At 69.4% G+C, this 21,200-nt stretch carries 9 protein-coding genes and 1 tRNA gene; 7 read left to right on the top strand and 3 right to left on the bottom strand.

Annotated features, from left to right (window positions below):
• Positions 1-108 precede the first annotated feature (108 nt).
• The 4 genes from cynR to NMI01S_RS28115 all read left to right on the top strand — a co-directional run bounded on the left by cynR (position 109) and on the right by NMI01S_RS28115 (position 2,743).
• Positions 109-993, top strand: a complete 885-nt coding sequence (gene cynR, locus NMI01S_RS28130) for a transcriptional regulator CynR (protein ID WP_063001741.1) — start codon at positions 109-111, stop codon at positions 991-993.
• Between the two features lie 99 nt (positions 994-1,092).
• Positions 1,093-1,683, top strand: coding sequence for a carbonic anhydrase (locus NMI01S_RS28125; protein ID WP_063001740.1), 591 nt, complete (start codon positions 1,093-1,095; stop codon positions 1,681-1,683).
• A gap of 51 nt (positions 1,684-1,734) precedes the next feature.
• Positions 1,735-2,205 carry a cyanase gene (gene cynS / locus NMI01S_RS28120; RefSeq protein WP_063001739.1) on the top strand — a complete coding sequence of 157 codons (471 nt, stop codon included), beginning with the start codon at positions 1,735-1,737 and terminating at the stop codon, positions 2,203-2,205.
• 37 nt (positions 2,206-2,242) lie between these two features.
• The gene (locus tag NMI01S_RS28115) at positions 2,243-2,743 is read left to right on the top strand and encodes a nucleoside deaminase (RefSeq protein WP_063001738.1); all 501 of its coding nucleotides are present in this window, start codon (positions 2,243-2,245) and stop codon (positions 2,741-2,743) included.
• A gap of 62 nt (positions 2,744-2,805) precedes the next feature.
• On the opposite strand, the gene NMI01S_RS28110 is transcribed toward NMI01S_RS28115, so the two are convergent.
• The gene (locus tag NMI01S_RS28110) at positions 2,806-3,384 is read right to left on the bottom strand and encodes a TetR/AcrR family transcriptional regulator (RefSeq protein WP_063001823.1); all 579 of its coding nucleotides are present in this window, start codon (positions 3,382-3,384) and stop codon (positions 2,806-2,808) included.
• A 236-nt stretch (positions 3,385-3,620) separates the two neighbouring features.
• Between NMI01S_RS28110 and NMI01S_RS28105 the strand changes: the two genes are divergently transcribed.
• Positions 3,621-4,019, top strand: coding sequence for an aromatic-ring hydroxylase C-terminal domain-containing protein (locus NMI01S_RS28105; protein ID WP_063001737.1), 399 nt, complete (start codon positions 3,621-3,623; stop codon positions 4,017-4,019).
• A gap of 138 nt (positions 4,020-4,157) precedes the next feature.
• On the opposite strand, the gene NMI01S_RS28100 is transcribed toward NMI01S_RS28105, so the two are convergent.
• Positions 4,158-4,231 (bottom strand) — tRNA-Met (locus NMI01S_RS28100).
• Positions 4,232-4,626: 395 nt separating this feature from the next.
• Here NMI01S_RS28100 and NMI01S_RS28095 point away from each other — a divergent pair.
• Positions 4,627-5,442, top strand: a complete 816-nt coding sequence (locus NMI01S_RS28095; RefSeq protein ID WP_439956308.1) for an NADPH-dependent oxidoreductase — start codon at positions 4,627-4,629, stop codon at positions 5,440-5,442.
• Positions 5,443-5,453: 11 nt separating this feature from the next.
• The gene (locus NMI01S_RS28090; RefSeq protein ID WP_063920893.1) at positions 5,454-6,209 is read left to right on the top strand and encodes a thioesterase II family protein; all 756 of its coding nucleotides are present in this window, start codon (positions 5,454-5,456) and stop codon (positions 6,207-6,209) included.
• Between the two features lie 44 nt (positions 6,210-6,253).
• Here NMI01S_RS28090 and NMI01S_RS35105 read toward each other — a convergent pair whose 3' ends face one another.
• Positions 6,254-21,172: a type I polyketide synthase gene (locus tag NMI01S_RS35105; RefSeq protein ID WP_218021137.1), complete on the bottom strand. Its 14,919-nt coding sequence runs from the start codon at positions 21,170-21,172 to the stop codon at positions 6,254-6,256.
• Positions 21,173-21,200 lie beyond the last annotated feature (28 nt).

Here is a 21,200-nt window from a genome sequence, read left to right as displayed (position 1 = left end):
GTTTTCGTGGCGAAGACGATGCGGCCGACGATCGGCTGCGCGGGTGGGAGCGATAGTGTCCAAGACACCGTCCCCATCATCACCATTGGCGCGGCCTATAGTCGGCCGATGGAGTTGCGCCACATCCGGTATCTGCTGGCCGTCGCCGACCACGGCAACTTCACCCGCGCCGCGCAATCCCTGCACATCTCACAGCCGACGCTGTCACAGCAGATCAAACAGCTCGAGCGGGTGCTGGGCGTCGTCCTCCTCGACCGCTCCGGCCGCACGGTCCGGCTGACCGATGCCGGGCAGGCGTATGCGCGGCATGCCCGGCTCGCACTGCGCGATCTGGAGGCCGGCGAACGCGCGGTGCACGAGGTCCAGGATCTGTCGCGCGGCCATCTGCGGGTGGCGACGACGCCGACCTTCACCGCCTATCTGATCGGACCGCTCGTGCACCGGTTCCGTTCCGAGCATCCGGGTATCAGCCTCACCATTCGCGAGACGACCCAGGATGCGATCGAGGCGGATCTGCTCGCCGACCGGCTCGATCTCGGGATCGCCTTCGCCGGCGCGCACGCCGCGGGGGTCGAGCACACCGCGCTGTTCACCGAGAAACTCGGCCTGGTCGTCGGCTCGGACCATCCGTTCGCCGCCGCCGCGCGACCACTGTCGGCAGGGGCCCTCGCCGACATCCCGCTGGGGCTGCTGAGTGCGGACTTCGCCACGCGCCTGCACATCGACCGATATTTCGACGAATGCGGCGTCGCTCCGGATATCGCGGTCGAGGCGAATTCGATCAGCGCGCTGCTGGAATTCGTCCGGCGCGGATCGCTCGCCACGGTATTGCCCGATGCGATCACGCGGGCACATGCCGATCTGCACCCGATCCCCCTGGACCCTCCCCTGCCGATCCGCACGGTGGAAGTACTGCGGCGCCACACCGCCTATCACTCGGCCGCCGCCCGCGCGTTCACCAGCGCGATCCACGCGACCGCACGCGACTATTGATTCTATCTATAGTCACGATCCGATACAAGTATTGGACCCTATAGCTACTGGTCATGCAGGCTGGCCCCAGTCCCCCAGCCACCCCGAACGGAGCGCTTCATGCATGACCTCACCACCGGCGTCACGCACTTCCGCGACGCCGTCTTCCCCGCCAAGGCGGAGCTGTTCGCCCAGCTCACCACGACGCATACCCCCGGCACCTTGTTCATCGGCTGCTCCGACGCACGGGTCGTGCCCGAACTGATCACCAGTAGCGAACCCGGTGAGCTGTTCGTCGTGCGCACCGCCGGCAATCTCGTCCCCGCATACGGCCCGGGGGCCGACGGTGTAGCGGCCAGTATCGAATACGCCGTCGCGGTGCTGGGCGTCGAACGCATCGTGGTGTGCGGGCACTCGGGCTGCGGGGCGATGACGGCGCTGGCCGAACGCCACGATCTGAGCGCGATGCCGACCGTCGCGGCGTGGCTGCGGCATGCCGATGCCGCCGCGGCCCGCCCGGGCTCGGAGGCGACCGCATCGCTGATTCGCGCGAATGTCGTTGCCCAGCAAGCAAATCTGGCCACCCACCCGGCGGTGGCGCGGGCGTTGTCGACCGGAGCCGTCACCGTCGAAGGCTGGGTATTCGACATCGGTACCGGCACCGTCACGGTGATCGATCCGGCCGGATGCGACCGGACCATCGCCGCCTGAAAACCCCTGTGCCGCCGTGTGATACGGCGGCCGAAAGAATGGAGAACCGCTATGGTGCACGCACAATTCGATCCGGCCGCCCGCCAGGCGCTGGCCGCGACAGCGGTCGAGGCCAAGATCGCAAAGGATCTCACCTGGCAGCAGATCGCCGATACCGCCGGCTATTCGACGGCCTTCGTCACCGCGGCGATCCTCGGGCAGCACCCCCTGCCGAAACAGTCCGCGGAAGCCGTGGCCGAACTGCTCGGGCTGGGCGACGAGGCGGCGGCGCTGCTGCAGACCATCCCGACCCGCGGGTCGATTCCGGGTGGCGTGCCGACGGATCCGACGATCTACCGCTTCTACGAAATGCTGCAGGTGTACGGCACCACGCTCAAGGCGCTGGTCCACGAGCAGTTCGGCGACGGCATCATCAGCGCCATCAACTTCAAGCTCGACGTGCGCAAGGTGCCCGATCCGGAGGGCGGCGAACGCGCCGTGATCACGCTGGACGGCAAGTACCTGCCCACCAAACCCTTCTGAACACCCTGTTCTCGACCACGACGCATCAAGGAGTGCAATGGATTTCGCGCAACGCACCATCGATCTGGCCCGCCGCAACGTCGAGGAGGGCGGCCGGCCGTTCGCGACGGTCATCGTGAAGGACGGGGAAATTCTCGCCGAAAGCCCCAACCTGGTCGCGCAGACCGCCGACCCGACCGCACACGCGGAGATCCTCGCGATCCGCCAGGCCTGCACCGCCCTCGGCACCGAACATCTGACCGGAGCCACGATCTACATCCTCGCCCTGCCGTGCCCGATGTGCCTGGGCGCGCTGTACTACTGCTCCCCCGACGAGGTCGTCTTCCTCACCACCCGCGAGGCCTACGCTCCGCACTACGTCGACGACCGGAAGTACTTCGAGCTGAACACCTTCTACGACGAATTCGCCAAGCCGTGGGATCAGCGCCGCCTGCCGATGCGCCACGAGTCCCGCGCCGACGCGGTCGACGTCTACCGCCGCTGGCAGGAACGCAACAACGGCGAGCGCCGGGTGGCGGGAGCACCGACAGGCGGCTGATTCTCCCCGCGGCACGGGGCGCGTCGGTAGCCGTGAGTGGTGTTCACCCCGACGAATGCCGATCAACCCGCGGCGGGGATGGCACGCTCCACGATCGTGCGGACCAGTTCGGTGGCCCGCCGCTCGTCGAAAATGCCGGGGAGCGTGAGTCTTTCGAGGATGAGCCAGTTCAAGGCGAGGTACAGCAGCACCACTGCGTCCTCGTCGCCGGGCAGCTGCGACTCACGGAAGTTGGCGATGTTGAAGTCCAGATCGGCGCGCACTCGTTCGGTCAGCAGCGCCTGCAGTTCGGGACGGCGAGTGGCCTCCAGCCGCAGTTCGAGGATCGCGAGATAGCCGGTGCGGAAATGGAAGACGCGCTCGACCACCTCGGTCATGAGTTCGGTCATGGTCTCGCGGGTCTGCGGTCCGCGCGATTTCGCCATCGCTTCCTCGCTCGGGATCAGCCGCTCGTAATAGCGGTGGCCGACCTGAACGAGCAGCGCGTCCCGATTGGGGAAGTAGTTGGACGCCGTGCCCGCCGGGACTCCCGCCTCCTGATCCACCGCCCGGAAGGTCAGCCCGCGCGCCCCCTCCCGGGCCAGGACCTCGATCGACGCGTCCAGCAGCGCCTGCCGGCGTTCCGGATTCGTACGCACCACTTGACACCACTCCATCTGTAGTACTACGGTTCAAAACACTTCGGTCAGAGTACTACATCTGAGGCGGTAACAATATGCGTAAGCACCACACCACCTTCCCTGCCCAGGCCGGCCGGCGGCGCTTCGTCACGCGCCCCGTGCCTCCGCGCACAGTCACCCATTCCAAGGGCGGGTGGCCCCGGCACGGCAGGCACGGGGCCCGGTAACGCCTGACCGACGACCAGCCCCTGCGACGCATGGGCGCCCTCATCGCCGGCGCCGACATCCGCTACGAGCTGCCCAACCCGAACGGTCACGCCTTGACCGGTGCCTTCGCGCCGAACCTGGCTCCGCGCACCGGCGAAGGCAGCACCGCACTGCTGCAGGACGCGCGGCCCGTCCTGCTCGATCTGGCCGGTCGGCCGGAGCTGCGCGCGGCGGCACGAGAATGGAAGCACCGCATCGAGATTCGCACCGCCGAGACCGCTGATCGGCCCGCCGACGCCCTCCTCATCCGCCCGGATGCGCACACCGCCTGGGCCGCGACCGTCGGCGAACCCGCGGACACCGCGGAATCCGGCCTGCGGGCAGCACTGAGGTCCTGGTTCGGCGCGCCCGTGGAACCCGGCGTCCCGGCCGGGGCCGTGCGTCCCTGATCCGGGAACACTCGGCCGGCAGCCAGGACGGCCACCCCGGATGTGGCGCCCGGCCCATGCCGGCGCGGCGTTTCCTCGCGACTGCGGACCGACGAAAAACGGTCCCGGAACCAGTGGTTCCGGGACCGCACTCCCTAGTAGCGGGGACAGGATTTGAACCTGCGACCTCTGGGTTATGAGCCCAGCGAGCTACCGAGCTGCTCCACCCCGCGTCGGTATGTTCAACCCTACGCAACCGTCCGGAGAAAACCAAAACGCCTGGTGGCGGGGTGTGAATCGCTCATCCGCGGGATGTGTCGGGTAGTCCGGTGGCAGCGCCGCCGCGAGGGTGACCGCCGACGAGACGACGGAGCTCCCCGGCGACGAGGTCGAGTAGATCGATTCCCAGCGCCCCGGCGGCTCGGCGCGTGCGGCCGTCACCGTGGACACCCTCCCGACGGCCGCCAGCGCAACCGTCAACGCGGCCAAACCGTTTCGCCGACACCGCATCCGCCCATCCATTCGCCGAGCGAGGTGGCCTCGGTGTAGGTCACAACCGCGGCGGTCCATCGGCGCACGGTGATCGCAACGATGGAGCTCCCCCGGCGCGGGACGCCACACTGTCCGGGTGACGACGACGAACCTGCATCCCGTGCGCGGCCGCTACCGCGATCCGGAGCTGACCTCGCTGGCGCGGACCAATTCGGTGATCGAGTTGCAGCTCGCGCACCGGTCGGTGCGCGCCTTTCTCGACGAGCCCGTGGGTGAGGAGGAGCTGACCGCGATCGTCGCGGCGGCACAGTCGGCGTCGACCTCGTCGAATCTGCAGGCGTGGAGCGTCGTCGCGGTGCGGGATCCGGCGCGCCGCGATCGACTGGCCACGCTGGCGGGCGATCAGGATTTCATCCGCCGCGCACCGCTGTTCCTGGTGTGGCTGGCCGACCTGGGCCGGATCGCACGGCTCGCGGCGGCCCGCCAGGCGACAGTCGACGCGACCGAATACCTCGAGTCCACGATCCTCGGTTTCGTGGATACGTCGCTCGCGGCGCAGAACGCGGTGATCGCCGCCGAATCACTGGGTCTGGGCACCGTCTTCGTGGGCGGTATCCGCAACAACCCCGACGGCGTCGCCGCCGAATTGAATCTGCCGGACCGAGTGTTCGCCGCCTTCGGGCTGGCGGTCGGTGTCCCCGACCCGGCCGAATCCGCCGGTGTGAAACCGCGGCTTCCGCAACGCGCGGTCCTGCACCACGACGTCTACGACGCCACCGGGGATGCCGTGATCGACGATTACGACATCCGGCTGGCCGAATACAATGCCGAACACGGTCGTTCGATCGGCTGGATCGCCACCGTTCTCCACCGCCTCGCCGACCGCGACAGTCTCAAAGGCAGGCACCACCTGCGAGAACATCTGCGACGTCAGGGTTTTCCGTCGGTGTAGGCTTTCGGCTCGTGGGTAATAGCTGGCTGCGTCGTCTGTCCCCCGCTCCGGAGAACGGATCGCACACGGTGGTCTGCTTCCCCCATGCCGGTGGATCCGCCATCTCGTACGGGCCGTTGGCCAAACGCCTCGGATCGGAATACGACGTCGTCGCCGTGCAATACCCCGGGCGGCAGGACCGCCGGCGTGAACCGCTCGTCGATACCATTTCCGATCTCGTCGACGGCCTGTTCACCGAATTGACCGAAACGCTCGCCGACGCATCGCATTTCTCCCTGTTCGGCCACAGCATGGGATCCGCGGTCGCATTCGAAACCTGCCTGCGCCTCGAACGGGAGACCGAGGCGCGGGCGGCGGTACTGTTCGCCTCGGGCCGCCGTGCCCCGTCGCAACAGGGCACCGAGGTGATGCACACGCTGAGCGACCGCGCGCTGGCCGATCATCTCCTGAACTACGGCGGCACCCCGGCAGCTCTGCTCGAGGATCCGGAAATGCGCGAGATGATCCTGACGGTCACCAGAAACGACTACCGGGCCATCGAAACCTACGCCTGCGCCCCGGGGGCGACCGTCGAATGCCGCCTCGTCGCACTGGCCGGTGATCGCGACGCCGATGCGAGTCTCGCCGATATCGAGGCTTGGCGCTCGCACACCACCGGAGATTTCCTCGCCCGCACATTTCCCGGCGGTCATTTCTTTCTCGACGCCAATGCTGATGCGGTGGCGCAGTTGATTTCCCAGCACAGTTCGCGAGCGCTGTCGAGGTAGCGAGAACGACCGGGCGAGCGTTCGAGCCCGCCCGGTCGCCGCCGTCAGCGTACGAGCCAGCCCTCGATCGCCTCGGCGACCTCCGCCGCGCCGTCCTCCAGAATCGTGAAGTGATCGGCCGCCACCGGCACGACGGTATGAGTCGCGTCCCACGGCCGGGTCTGCCAATCCGCACGCTCCGCGGAGCCGTCCAGGAACGACCGCGCACACTGGACGAACAGTGCCGGTGTCTCGACGGAACCCGGCACCAGCTCGTGCAGCACCTGCACATACCGGCCCATTCCGGTGAGCCGGGCCTGGTCGAACCGACCGAATGTGGCCTCGTTCGCGACCATGTGTTCGGCCATCTCTCGCAGCAGCCATTCCGCGCCCTCGTGCGCGGGGTAGGCGTCCAGCATGACCACGCCGGCGGGAGCCCGACCGCCTGCCGCCTCCAGATATTCGGTGACCAGGTAGGCCAGCAGACCACCCGAGGAGTGCCCGAGCAGGACGAACGGCTCGCCCTGCGCGGCCTCCAGCACGCCGCGCGCCGCCGCAGCGAGCGCGGCGACCGGTGTCGCCGGGAGTGGCTCGCCCGCACCGAAACCGATCAGCGGCAGCGCCAGTACGTCGCGGCCGGTGCGCAGCTGCGATGCGATCCGGGCGTACTGGTGCGCACCGCCGGTGGCCAGCGGCGGATTGAGGCAGATGATCCGGGGCAGGGCCGAGCCCGCGGCGAGCCGGGCCGGCGCCGGCAGCCGTTCCGGTCGGTCGTCGGCGGTGAAGTGGTCCCGCAGTTCCGCTACCGCCCGCAGCAGGGCGAAGCCCTTACCGGCCTGACCGGTCGTCACCGCGCCCCGGAACATCCCGTACAGGGAATCGTCCACGTCCGCAGGGCTGTCGACCGGGCGGGGCGCGGTGCCGAGTTCCTCGCGGAGGTGCCGGGCCAGCGCGGCGGGCGTCTTGTGGTCGAAGATCGCTGCCGTGGACAGCGCCAGCCCGGTGGACGCGTTGAGCGCGCCGCGCAACTCCATGGCGGCCAGCGAGTCGAATCCCGATTCGAGGAAGTCCCGCTCCGGGTCGAGCGCATCGGTGCCGCCGTGGCCGAGCAGCCGGGCGGCATGCTCGAGGATGTGCGTCAGCAGCCACTGTTCCCGGTCAGGCTCAGCCAACTGCGCCAGATGGTTGCGCAGTGCCGCGGCGTCGGGTGTCGTGACCCGTTGCCGCCGTCCCGGCTTCGCGGCCAGATCCCTGAGGAGTGCGGGGACCGCGTCGCGGGCACGCAGTACGGCGTGGTCGATCGCCACCGGCACCTGCACCGGACGGCCGGAAGACAGTGCCGCGTCGAACAATTCGAGGGCGGCGTCGGCGGGCAGCGGCGAAAAGCCTTGGCGCCGCATGCGCTGCCGGTCGGCCTCGCCGAGCCACTGCGACAATCCGGTGTCGATATCCCACATGCCGTAGGCGAGTGACGTGGCCGGTAGGCCTTCGGCGTGGCGATGGGTCGCGAGCGCGTCGAGGAACAGGTTCGCCGCCGCGTATCCGCCCTGGCCGGCGGGCAGGATCGACCCCGCTACCGAGGAGATCGTGACGAACGCGGACAGTCCGGCGTCGCGGGTGAGCTCGTGCAGGTACCAGGCGGCATCGGCCTTGGCGCTCAGGCAGTGATCGATCTGGCCCGGGGTCAAGGTGTCGACCAGGCCGTTGTCGGCGACCCCGGCCGCGTGCACGACCGCGCCCAGCCGATGCTCGGCGGGGATCGAGTCGAGCAGTTGCCGCACCGCGTCCCGGTCGGTGACGTCGCACACCGCAACCCGAACCCGGGCGCCGAAAGCGCCGAGTTCCGCGACGAGATCCGCGGCGGCGGCCGGTCCGCGCCGACCGGCCAGCACCAGATGGCGCACCCCGTGCGTATGCACCAGATGCCGGGCGAGGTGGCCGCCGATCCCGCCGGTGCCACCGGTGATCAGGACGGTCCGTTCGGAATCCCACGCGGTGGGTAGCGTCGTCGCGGGAGCCGCGGCCCGGACGAGTCGCGGCACCCGAATCCCGGCCGCGTCGACGGCCAGTTCCGGTTCACCGGTCGCCGCAGCGGCCACGAGGTCGTGCGTCGCGGTGCTCCCGTCCGCCTCCACGAGCACGATTCGTCCCGGATTCTCCGCCTGCGCGGCGCGTACCAGGCCCCATACCGCGGCCGCGGCCGGATCACCGGTGGAGTCGGTGACGACCGCGAGAGTGCTTGCGGCACAACGTTCGTCGTTCAGGAACTCCTGAACGACACGGAGTGTGTCGTGCAGAGCCGTGCGCAGCCGCACCGGTACCGCGACCTCGTCGACCGGGGGCCGGTAGACGAGGACCGAGGCCGGCTCCGGCGCACCCCACTCGGCCCAGGAATTCTCCGCCGCGGGGCGCGGCTGCGGGCCGGGCCGCCACGCGAGTTCGTACAGCGCGTCGCCGGAGGGACGAGACGATGCCGCGAGCAGTTCGGGTGAGAGCGGACGCAATGCGAGCGACCGCACCGAAAGCAGCGGCGCACCGGCGGAATCGGCCAGCGCGACCGTGACCGCGCCCTCGTCGGGTTCGGTCAGGCGCACCCGCGCCCGGCGGGCGCCGTCGGCATACAGACGCACCGACGACCAGGTGAACGGAACCAGGGTCTGCCGCTCGTCCTCGTCGTCCGTGCCCCGCGGCAGGCCGACGGTGAGCGCGTGCAGGGCCGCGTCGAGCAGGGCCGGATGCATGCCGTAACCCCGTGCGGCGGTCTGCTCCGGCAGCGCGACCTCGGCGAAGAGGTCGTCGCCGCGCCGCCACACCGCCGTCAGACCGCGGAAGGCGGGACCGTACCGGTATCCGTGGTCGGCGAGTTCGTCGTACGCGCCGTCCACCGTGACCTCCGTGGCGCCGACCGGCGGCCACTGCACGAAATCGGCCCAGTCCGCCGGTTCGCCGGTCTCCCCGCTCGGGCTCATCTGCCCTTGCGCGTGATGTGTCCACGGGACTGCCGGATCGTCCTCGTCCCGGCGGGAGTAGATGTCGATCCGCCGGTGACCGGTCTGGTCACCATCGCCCACGACCACCTGGATCTGCACTCCGCCGGGCCCGCTGAACGTCAGCGGCGCGAGCAGTGTGAGATCGGCCAGTTCCGGACAGCCGACCTGTTCTCCGGCGTGGACCGCCAACTCGACGAATCCGGTTCCGGGCAGCAGCACCACGCCGAGGACGTCGTGATCGGCCAGCCACGGATGCGTGGCCGTGGACAACCGCCCGGTGAGGCGGACGCCGCCGCCTTCGGGCTGCGCGACCAACGCGCCCAGCATGGGGTGCTCGGTGGACCGTAGGCCGAGCGCCGACGGTTCTCCGGCGTGCAGCCGGCCCGTGGCCCAGAAGCGGCGGTGCTGGAAGTGATAGGTCGGCAGATCCGTCCGGGTGCCTCCGGAGCCGGCGTAACAGCCGGCCCAATCCACCGGCGCACCCGCGACGTACAGGCGGGCGAGCCCGGTCAGCACGGTCTCCGGGTCCGCGTGGTGGCGGGTGGTGAGGGCGATCGTGGTTGCGGCATCGAGGGTTCGGGCGACCATGGGTGTCAACACCGCGTCGGGCCCGACCTCGGCGAAGCGTGTCGCTCCCAATTCCGCCATCGTGTGGACCGCGTCGGCGAATCGCACCGCGTCGCGAACCTGGCGCACCCAGTAGGACGGGTCCGACATCTCGCCGGTCACTCTGGTTCCGGTTGCGGTGGACACGAGCGGCATATCCGGGCGCTGGAACGTCACAGCGCCTATCGCCGAGGCGAATTCGTCCAGCATCGGTTCCATCGATGCGGAATGGAACGCATGCGACACCCGCAAACGATGTGTGCGCCAACCCTTTTCCGCACACCGCTCGGCGACCGCCAGCACATCGGCTTCGACACCGGACAGCACCACCGAGGACGGACCGTTCACCGCGGCGATGGAGACGTCGCCGGTCGGCACGGCCAGGACATCGGCCTCGGACGCACCGACGGCGATCATCGCCCCACCCGCCGGCAGCGCCTGCATCAGGCGACCACGCGCTCCCACCAGCACACACGCGTCCGCCAGCGACAGAACGCCCGCTACGTGTGCGGCCGCGACCTCACCGATCGAATGACCCGCCACCACATCCGCACGGAAGCCCCACGACTCCAGCAGCCGATACAGCGCCACCTCGAACGCGAACAACCCCGCCTGCGCGAACACCGTCCGGTCGACCAGGTCATCGTCCGCCAACGCCGCGACCAGCGAAACATCCTGTCCCAGAGCGGGTTCCAGCTCGGAAACGATACGGTCGAAATGCTCGGCGAACACCGGATACGCCCGCAGCCCGGCGGCCATACCGGCCCACTGCGCCCCCTGACCCGAGAACACCACACCCGTCGAACCCGGCACCACCCGACCCGACACCACACCGGGCGCGGCCTCGCCCGCCCCCAACGCACGCACTCCCGCGAGCAGTCCGTCACGGTCCCGGCCCACGACAACGGCCCGATGCTCGAACACCGCACGCGTGGACGCCAGCGAGAAGCCGACATCCACGGCATCCGGATCGTGCGCGTCCACATGCGAAGCGAGGCGGGCCGCCTGGCCGGTGAGTGCGTCATCGTTGCGCGCGGAGAGCGGCCACGGCAGGACGGCCGGGACGGTGGTCACCGCCGGCGCGGTCTCGGTGGCCGGTGCTTGTTCGATGATCACGTGCGCGTTGGTGCCGCTGATTCCGAACGAGGACACACCCGCGCGACGCGGACGACCCACCTCCGGCCACGGCACCGGCTCGGTCAACAACTCGACAGCACCCTCGGACCAATCGACCTTCGTACTCGGCCGATCCACATGCAACGTCCTCGGCAACACCCCATGCCGCATCGCCATGACCATCTTGATCACACCACCCACACCCGCAGCAGCCTGGGCATGACCGATATTCGACTTGAGCGACCCCAACCAGAGGGGACGATCTGCGCCACGGTCCTGACCGTAAGTGGCAAGCAGCGCCTGAGCCTCGATCGGATCACCCAACGTCGTACCCGTACCATGCGCCTCGACCGCATCCACATCCGTCGGCGACAAACCCGCATTGGCCAACGCCTGGCGAATCACCCGCCGCTGCGACGGACCATTCGGCGCCGTCAAACCATTCGACGCACCATCCTGATTCACCGCCGAACCCGCGACGACCGCCACAACCCGATGGCCGTTGCGCCGCGCATCCGAAAGCCGCTCCAACACGAGCACACCCACACCCTCGGCCCACCCCACACCATCAGCCGCGTCCGCGAACGACTTACACCGCCCATCGGGCGACAACCCACGCTGGCGGCTGAACTCCACGAACGTCTCCGGCGTCGCCATCACCGTCACACCACCGGCCAACGCCAGATCACACTCACCCGACCGCAACGAACCCGCGGCCAAATGCAACGCCACCAGCGACGACGAACACGCCGTATCCACCGACACCGCAGGACCTTCCAGCCCCAGCGTGTAGGCGATCCGCCCGGAGACCAGGCTGCCGGTCGCGCTGTTGCCGCTGCCCTGGGCGTAGTCGTGGTACATCACGCCGGCGAAGACACCGGTCGAGCTGCCCCGCAGCATCGTGGGGTCGACACCGGCGCGCTCCAGCGCTTCCCAGGTCGTCTCCAGCAACTGCCGCTGCTGGGGGTCCATCATGGTGGCCTCGTTGGGGCCGATACCGAAGAACTCGGGATCGAAATCGGCTGCGCCGTGCAGGAATCCGCCTTCCCTGGTGTAGGACTTGCCCGCGCGGCCGGGTTCCGGGTCGTAGATGCCGGCGATGTCCCAGCCTCGGTCGGCCGGGAGCGTCGTGATGCCGTCTGCGCCGGTGCGCACCAGATCCCAGAGGTCCTCGGGCGAGGTGATCCCGCCGGGGTACCGGCACGCCATGCCGACCACCGCGATCGGGTCGTCGCCGACCGCCCGGGTCGCGGTGACCTCGCTGTCTCGTGCGGTTCCGGTGAACTCCTCGGCGAGATGTCGTGCCAGCGCCTCCGGCGTCGGATAGTCGAACACCAGGGTGGCGGGCAGCGGCAGGCCCGTGACGGCTTTGAGGGCATTGCGGAATTCGATGGCGGTGATCGAATCGAAGCCCAGTTCGTTGAAAGCCCGCTGCGCCGCAATCGAATTCGGGTCCTCGTGGCCGAGGGTCGCGGCGATCTGTCCGCGCACGATCTCCACCAGCACCCCGAAGCGCTCGCTGTCGGGAGTGCTCGCGACCCGGGCGCGCAGCGCCGTGAACGCACCCGATGCCACACTGCGACGAGCCGGCGCCAGTCCGGAAAGCAGTGCGGGCGTGGCGTTTCCGGAGTGACGAATGCTCTCGGTGTCGAGCCGGGCAAGCACCGGCACATCGATCCCGGTCGCGGCGTCGAACAGCGCCAGACCCTGATCGGCCGAGAGCGGTAGCAGGCCCGAGCGGGACATGCGGTGCCGGTCTACGTCGCCGAGTTGCCCGGCCATACCGCCGTCCCACAGACCCCACACCAGGGAGGTGCCGCACCTACCGGTCGCGGCGCGGTGCGTGGCGAGCGCGTCCAGATATGCGTTGGCCGCGGCGTAATTGCCCTGGCCGGGGTTGCCGAACGCACCGGCCACCGAGCTGAACAGGACGAACGCCCGCAGGGGCAGGTCGGCGGTCAGCTCGTGCAGATGGAATGCGGCATCGACCTTGGGCCCCAGCACCGTATCCATCCGCGCCGGGGTCAGCGACGCGACGGCGCCGTCGTCGAGCACACCGGCCAGATGGAAGACGCCCGTCAGCGGGCGCTCGGCGGGTATACCCGCCAGCACGCCGGACAGCGCGTCGCGGTCGGCGACATCGCAGGCGGCGAATTCGACGTCGGCGCCGAGGTCGCCGAGTTCGGCCCGCAATGCGGCTGCACCCGGGGCGGATTCGCCGCGCCGGCTCAGCATCAGCAGGTGGCGGACGCCGCGGGTGGCGACCAGATGCCGGGCGAAGAGCCCAGCCAGGAGCCCGCCGGCGCCGGTGACCAGCACCGTCTCGTCCGGATCGAACTCGGCGGCCGCGGCCGCGGCGGGAGCCGCCCGCACCAGCCGTGCGGCGTGCACTCGTCCGGCCCGCACGGCCACCTGCGGTTCGGCCGCGGCCAGGATGCCGCCGAGCAGATCATCGAGGTCGGCATCCGTGTCGACCAGAACGATGCGACCCGGATGCTCGGCTTGCGCGGAGCGCACGAGGCCACCGACGGCGGCGCCGGCCGGATTCGTGATGTCCTCTCCGGCCACCGACACCGCACCGGTCGTCCGGACCACGAGGACCGATTCGGTGAATCGCCGGCTCGTCGTCCAGGACCGCAGGACCTCGAGCACATGGTGTGTCGCGGCGTGAATCGTGGCGGGATCGTTGCCCGCAGGGCAGTCCAGCACCACGACCGGCGGTACCTCGTCACCGAGTTGCGGCCATGTGGCCGTGGCGATTTCGGCGACGTCCACCCCGATCGGTGTCCAGTCGATCCGGAACAGCGCGTTGCCGACGGCTGCGCCGGTGGTGAGCTGCGCGGGATCGACAGGACGGGAGGCGAGGTGACGCACCGTCGCCACCGGAGCACCCGTGGTATCCGCCAGATCCAGCGCTACGCCGCGCTCCCCCACGCGGGTGAGCCGCACCCGCAGCGCATCGGCCCCCGCCGCGTATACGGTGACTCCGGACCACTCGAACGGCAACGCCGGTCCGTCCGGCCGCGCGTCGGCGAATCGCAACGCATGGAGGGCCGCGTCCAGCAGCGCCGGGTGGATGCCGAACCGCTGGGCGTCGGAGCCGACGGTCTCGGACAGCGCGACCTCGGCGTAGAGGACGTCGCCGGTCGCTCGCCAGACCGCGCGCAGCGCCTGGAACGCGGGACCGTAGTGGTATCCCTGCGCGTCGAGGGCGTCGTACACCTCGTCGATGTCCACCGCGACCGCGCCCGCAGGCGGCCACTGCCGCAATTCGACAGCGGCACCGGCATTTTCGGATGTGAGTGTGCCTTCGGCATGCACCGTCCAGGACGGCAGGGCGTCGGCGTCGTCCTCGCGGCGGGAGAAGATCCGCACCGCGCGACGACCGGCCTCGTCCCGGGCGCCGACCACGACGCGCACCGCGGTGCCGGAGGTTTCCGACAGCGCCAGCGGGGCGCGCAGGACCAACTGTTCGAGGTGAGCGCAGCCGACTTGTTCACCGGCGTACAGGGCGAGTTCGACCAGACCGGTGCCGGGGAACAGGACGGTGTCCATGACCGCGTGATCGGCCAGCCAGGGATGTGTCCGCAGTGACAGGCGGCCGCTGAGATCCGCACCGTCGGCGTCCGGCTGGGAGACCACGGCCGAGACCAGCGGATGTTCCGTGGCGACCAGGCCCATCGCGCGGGCGCCACCGGATGCCGTGGGCTCGTCGGACAACCAATACCGCCGACGCTGGAACGCGTAGGTGGGCAAGTCGATTCGCCGGGCGCCGGTTCCGGAGTAGAGGGCGCCCCAGTTCACGTCCGCGCCGCAGACGAACAGGGTCGCCAGTGCGGCCGTCAGGGTCGGCGGATCCGCCTGGTGGCGGCGGGACGACGCCGCCACCACCGGGGATGTGGCGTCGAGGGTCTGGGTGACCATCGGGGTCAGCACCGCGTCCGGCCCGAGCTCGGCGAAACGGGACACCCCGGACTCCGCCATCGCCGTCACCGCGTCGGCGAACCGCACCGTATCCCGAACCTGATTCACCCAATACGACGCAACCGACATCTCATCGGTCACCCTGGCGCCGGTCACCGTCGACACCACAGCCACAGTCGGACGCCCGAACGCCACCGCGTCCATCGCGGCGGCGAAATCGGCGAGCATCGGCTCCATCAACGCCGAATGGAACGCATGCGACACCCGCAAACGATGTGTGCGCCAACCTTTTCCGGCACACATATCGGCCATCGCCCGCACATCGGCTTCGACACCGGACAGCACCACCGAGGACGGGCCGTTCACCGCCGCGATCGACACGTCACCGGCCGCCGCACCGGCGGAATCCAGCAGCGTCAGCATCGCGGCCTCGGAAGTGCCCACCGCGACCATCGCTCCGCCCGCCGGCAGCGCCTGCATCAGTCGCCCGCGCGCAGCCACCAGCACACACGCGTCCGCCAGCGACAGAACGCCCGCTACGTGTGCGGCCGCGACCTCACCGATCGAATGACCTGCGACCACATCCGCACGGAATCCCCACGATTCGAGCAGACGATAGAGCGCCACCTCGAAGGCGAACAGACCCGCCTGCGCGTACACCGTCCGGTCGATCAGTTCCTCGTCGGTCAGCGCATCCGACAGCGAAACCGTCTGTCCCAGACCGGGTTCCAGCAGGTTGACGATCGCATCGAAATGCTCGGCGAACACCGGATACACACGCAGTCCCGCGGCCATACCGGCCCACTGCGCCCCCTGACCCGAGAACACCACACCCGTCGAACCCGGCACCACCCGACCCGACACCACGCCGGGAAGGGGCTCTCCGCGCCCGAGGGCCTGAGTACCGGTCCGCAGGCCGTCGCGTTCGGCGGCCAGCACCACGGCGCGGTGGTCGAACACCACTCGCGAGGTCGCGAGCGAGTAACCGACGTCGACCGCATGCCGGTCGCCGATCCGGGCGGTCAGACGTCGGGCCTGTTCGGCCAGGGCCGCACCGTCGCGTGCCGAGATCACCCACGGGAGGACCCCGCCGGCCGGAGCGGTCCTGGTCTCCGGTAGGGAGGCCGGGACGTCCGGCGCCTGTTCGACGATGAGGTGGGCGTTGGTGCCGCTGAGTCCGAAGGACGAGATACCGGCGCGACGCGGCCGATTCACCCGCGGCCACTCGACCGACTCGGTCAGCAACCGGATACTGCCCTCGGACCAATCGACTTTCGTACTCGGCCGGTCGACATGCAGTGTCTTCGGCAGCACGCCGTGGCGCATCGCCATGACCATCTTGATCACACCACCCACGCCCGCGGCGGCCTGAGCATGGCCGATATTCGATTTCAACGAGCCCAACCACAGGGGATCGGCGGCGCCCCGATTTCGACCATAGGTGGCGAGCAGCGCTTGGGCCTCGATCGGATCACCCAGCGTCGTACCCGTACCGTGGCCTTCCACGGCGTCGACCTCGGCGGGCGAAAGACCGGCATTGGCCAACGCCTGCCGGATCACCCGTCGCTGCGACGGACCGTTCGGCGCCGTCAAACCGTTCGACGCACCGTCCTGATTCACCGCCGAACCCGCCAACACCGCCACAACCTCATGACCATGGCGGCGAGCATCGGAAAGCCGCTCCAGCACGAGCATTCCCGCGCCCTCGGCCCACCCCACGCCATCGGCCGCATCCGCGAACGACTTACACCGGCCGTCGGGCGACAATCCACGCTGCCTGCCGAATTCGAGGAACATATCCGGCGTGGCCATGACCGCGACACCGCCGGCCAACGCCAGATCGCATTCGCCCGACCGCAGCGACTGCGCGGCCAGATGCATCGCCACCAGCGACGACGAACACGCCGTATCCACCGACACCGCAGGACCTTCCAGCCCCAGCGTGTAGGCGATCCGACCGGAGACCAGACTGCCGCCGGCGCTTCCGGCCTTGCCGGTGCCCTGTGCGTAGTCGTGGTACATGACACCGGTGAACACACCGGTGGCGCTGCCGCGCAGCACGGCCGGATCGATCCCGGCCCGTTCCAGCGCCTCCCACGAGATCTCCAGCAGCAAGCGCTGCTGCGGATCCATCACCATGGCCTCATTGGGACTGATACCGAAGAAGTCGGCGTCGAAATCGGCTGCGGAATACAGGAATCCACCGGTGCGCGCGTATGTCTTGCCTGGCTTTCCGGGCTCGGGGTCGTAGATACCGTCGACATCCCAGCCACGGTCGACCGGCAACTCCCCGGTGGTGTCGATGCCCTCGGCGACCAACCGCCACAAATCCTCCGGCGACGCCACACCACCCGGATACCGGCAACTCATCGCCACAATCGCAACCGGATCATCATCAACCCGAACCCGGCCGACCGGCCCTTCCTCGACAACCTGCCCGCCGGCCAGCTCCGACCCGATGAACTCCGCCACCACCTCCGCATTCGGATAATCGAAAATCAACGTCGCCGGAAGCTTCAAACCCGTCGCCACAGACAACCGATTCCGAAACTCCACCGCACCCAACGAATCAAAACCCAACTGCGAAAAAGCACGCCCCGGCTCAACACCATCCACCGACACATGCCCCAACACACCCGCAGCCACCGACCGCACCACATCCAACACCACCGCATGCCGATCCCCCTCCGACAAACCCGCCAGCGTATCGGCGAATGCGGATTCCGGATGCTCATTTCGTGTCCGGCGGCGTATCGGGGCGGCAACGATGCCACGCAGCAGCGCCGGGAGCGCGTCGCCGCGGTCGCGCAGGGCCGCCGGATCGATCCGCAATGCCACCAGCTGCGCGGATTCGGTGGCGATCGCCAGATCGAACAGCTCCAGCCCTTCGGTCTCGCTCAGCGGCGGAAGCCCCTGCCGCCGGATTCGCTCGACGTCCCCGTCCGACAGCATCGAACCGAGGCCGGTCGATGTCGCCCACAGTCCGTAGTCGATGGCGGTCGCGGGTAGACCTGCGGCGCGGCGGTAGGCGGCCAGGGCGTCCAGAAAGACGTTCGCCGCGGCATAGTTCGCCTGCCCGGCCGCCAGCACCGAACCGCCGGCCGACGACACCACCACGAACAGCGACAACGACCGATCACACGTCAACTCGTGCAGATGCCAGGCCGCGTCGACCTTCGGTGCGAACACCGGCCCGATCCGATCCGGCGTGATCGATTCGACCAGTCCGTTGTCGGCGGCGCCCGCCGCATGCACCACGCCGACCAGCGGATGCTCGTCCGGAATATCGTCGATCAACGCGGCCAACGCCTCGCGGTCCGACACATCGCAGGCCGCGATCCGCACCTGCGCGCCCAGCTCGACCAGTTCGTCACGCAACTGCTCGGCGCCGGGCGCGTCCAGTCCGCTGCGCGACGCCAGAACCAGCTGCGCCACACCGTGTTTCATCACGAGGTGCCGGGCCATCAAGGCTCCGAGGCCACCGGTTCCGCCGGTGACCAGCACGGTGCCGGGTGCGATCGAGGGAACGGCCGCCCCGGTGCCGTGCCGGCGCAACCGCGGTACCAGCACGTCCGTCCCGCGCACCGCAACCTCCGGCTCGGTGGCGTCCGGCGCCGTCGCGGTCAGCGCGGCGACGGGATCCTGGTCACGACTCAGGTCGAGGAGCTGGAAACGGCCGGGGTGCTCGGCCTGCGCGGCGCGCACCAGACCCCACACCGGCGCTTGCGCCAGATTCACCTGTTCGGGCCCGCCGACGGACACGGCATGCCTGGTGACAACGACCAGTCGAGAGCTCGCGAAAAGCGACGTGCGCAACCACAATTGCACGGCCTCGAGGACTGCGGCGGCGATCCGCCGGGCCGCGGCGGGGGGTGCGGACTCGTCGTCGGGGCATTCGAGAACGACGACGTCGGGTGCGACCGTATCCTCGGCCGCGTCCAGTTCGGCGATCAGTGCCGCGAGATCGCGATGACGTGGCCGACCTTCGGAGTTCGGTCCGGAACCCACCACCGCGATGCGGTTCGGTTCGACCGTCGCGGACGCCGGCGCGGCGGCGATCCACTCCACGCCGAACAGCGAGTCCGAGCTCGGATGCGCGGTCAGGCGCTCGGCGGGCACGGGCCGCGATACGAGAGCGCCGACCGACAGCACCGGCTGCCCGTGCCGGTCGGTGATTCGCACACCGAATCCGTCGTCGTCCGGTGAAATCCGCACGCGCAGCACCGTGGCGCCGGTCGCGTGCAGTGCCACCCGGTTCCACATGAACGGCAACGCCGGGGAATCGCCGATGTCGCCGCTGCGGAAGCCGTGCACGATTCCGGCGTGTAGTGCGGCATCGAACAGCGCCGGATGGATGCCGAACCCGTCGGCGTGCCCGGTGTCGGGGAGCGCGATCTCGGCGAACAGTTCCCGCCCGCGCTGCCAGGCCGCTCGCAAACCTCGAAACTCCGGGCCGTACCCGTAGCCGAGCTGCGAGAGTTCGTCGTAGACGCCGTCGACGTCGACAGCGGCGGCGCCGGCCGGCGGCCAGGGAACCGATTCGAATTCCTCGGCCTCGTCCGGGGTGAGAACGCCTTCGGCATGCATCGTCCACGACGGCGTCGCGTCGACATCACGGTCGGGGCAGGAGAAGATCCGGACCGCACGACGGCCCGCCGCGTCCGGCTCGCCGAGCACCACACGTACCGCGACTCCGCCGATGTGCGGCAGTACCAGCGGTGCGTGCAGCACCAACTCGTCGAGCATCGGAGTACCGACTCGTTCCCCGGCGTGCAGGGCGAATTCGACGAAGCCGGTTCCGGGGAACAGCACCGTGTCCATCACCCGGTGATCGGCCAGCCACGGATGGGCCGGCACCGACAGGCGGCCGGTGAACGTCGCCGTATCGGACTCCGGTTGCGACACCACCGCCGACAGCAGGGGATGTCCGGTGGCCGCCAGGCCCATCGCCCGGAGGTCACCGCCGACGCCGGCGTTCGGTCCCAGCCAGTAGCGCCGGCGCTGGAAGGCATAGGTGGGCAGGTCGATTCGCCGTGCTCCGGTCCCCGCGTACCAGCGGGCCCACTCGACCTTCGCGCCCGCGACGAACAGTCCGGCGGCGCCGGCCGCGACCGTGCGGGCATCGGCACGATTCCGGCGCGCCACCGCCACCACGACCGGCCCCGACGTCGTGGGCACCGGTGTCGCATGGTGTTCGAGGGTTTGTGTGACCATCGGGGCCAGCACCGCATCCGGGCCGACCTCGGCGAAGCGGGACACTCCCAGCGCCGCCATCGCGGTCACCGCATCGGCGAAGCGCACCGTATCCCGGACCTGGCGCACCCAGTACGTCGGGACCGACATCTCATCGGTCACCCTCGCTCCGGTCACCGTGGACACCAGTGCGACATCCGGACGTCGGAAGTTCACACCGTCGATGGCCGACGCGAATTCGGCGAGCATCGGCTCCATCGACGCCGAATGGAACGCATGCGACACCCGCAGGCGATGCGTGCGCCAACCACGCTCGGCACCGGCATCGGCCAGGGCGCAGACCTGGTCCTCGGCCCCGGAGAGCACGACCGCCGCGGGACCGTTCACCGCGGCGATCGACACGTCACCGGCCGGCACCACACCGGAGTTCAGCAGGGTCAGCACGTCGGTCTCGGACGCACCGACCGCGATCATCGCCCCGCCGACGGGCAGTGCCTGCATCAGTCGCCCGCGTGCCGCCACCAGCACACACGCGTCCTCGAGCGACAACACACCCGCGACATGCGCAGCGGCGACCTCACCGATCGAATGACCAGCCACCACATCCGCACGGAAGCCCCACGACTCCAGCAGCCGATACAACGCCACCTCGAACGCGAACAAACCCGCCTGCGCGAACACGGTACGGTCGACCAGATCATCATCCGCCAGAGCCTCGAGCAGCGAAATTGTCTGTCCCAGAAGCGGTTCCAGCATGCCGACGATCACATCGAAGTGTTCGGCGAACACCGGGAACGCCCGCAGCCCGGCAGCCATACCGGCCCACTGCGCACCCTGACCCGAGAACACCACACCCGTCGAACCCGGCACCACCCGACCCGACACCACACTCGGCGAGTGCTCGCCGACCGCCAATCCCGCTGTGCTCGTGAGTAATTCGGCATGGTCGCCCGCCAGGACGACGGCGCGATGCTCGAGCACACTCCGGGTGGACGCCAGCGACAAGCCGATGTCCATCGGATCGTGCTCGTCATCGATATGGGTCGCGAGACGGTCGGCTTGGCCGGCGAGGGCCTGCGCACTGCGCGCCGACAACACCCAAGGCAGGATTCCGCCTGCCGGAGCGGTGCGTGCGGGCTCCACCGGCGCCGCCACGCTCTGCGCCTGTTCGAGGATGAGATGG

This window comes from Nocardia mikamii NBRC 108933, assembly GCF_001613505.1.
Lineage (GTDB): Bacteria > Actinomycetota > Actinomycetes > Mycobacteriales > Mycobacteriaceae > Nocardia > Nocardia mikamii.
Note: the sequence above shows the minus strand (reverse complement) of the source record. Positions and strands in the feature narration are given on the sequence as shown.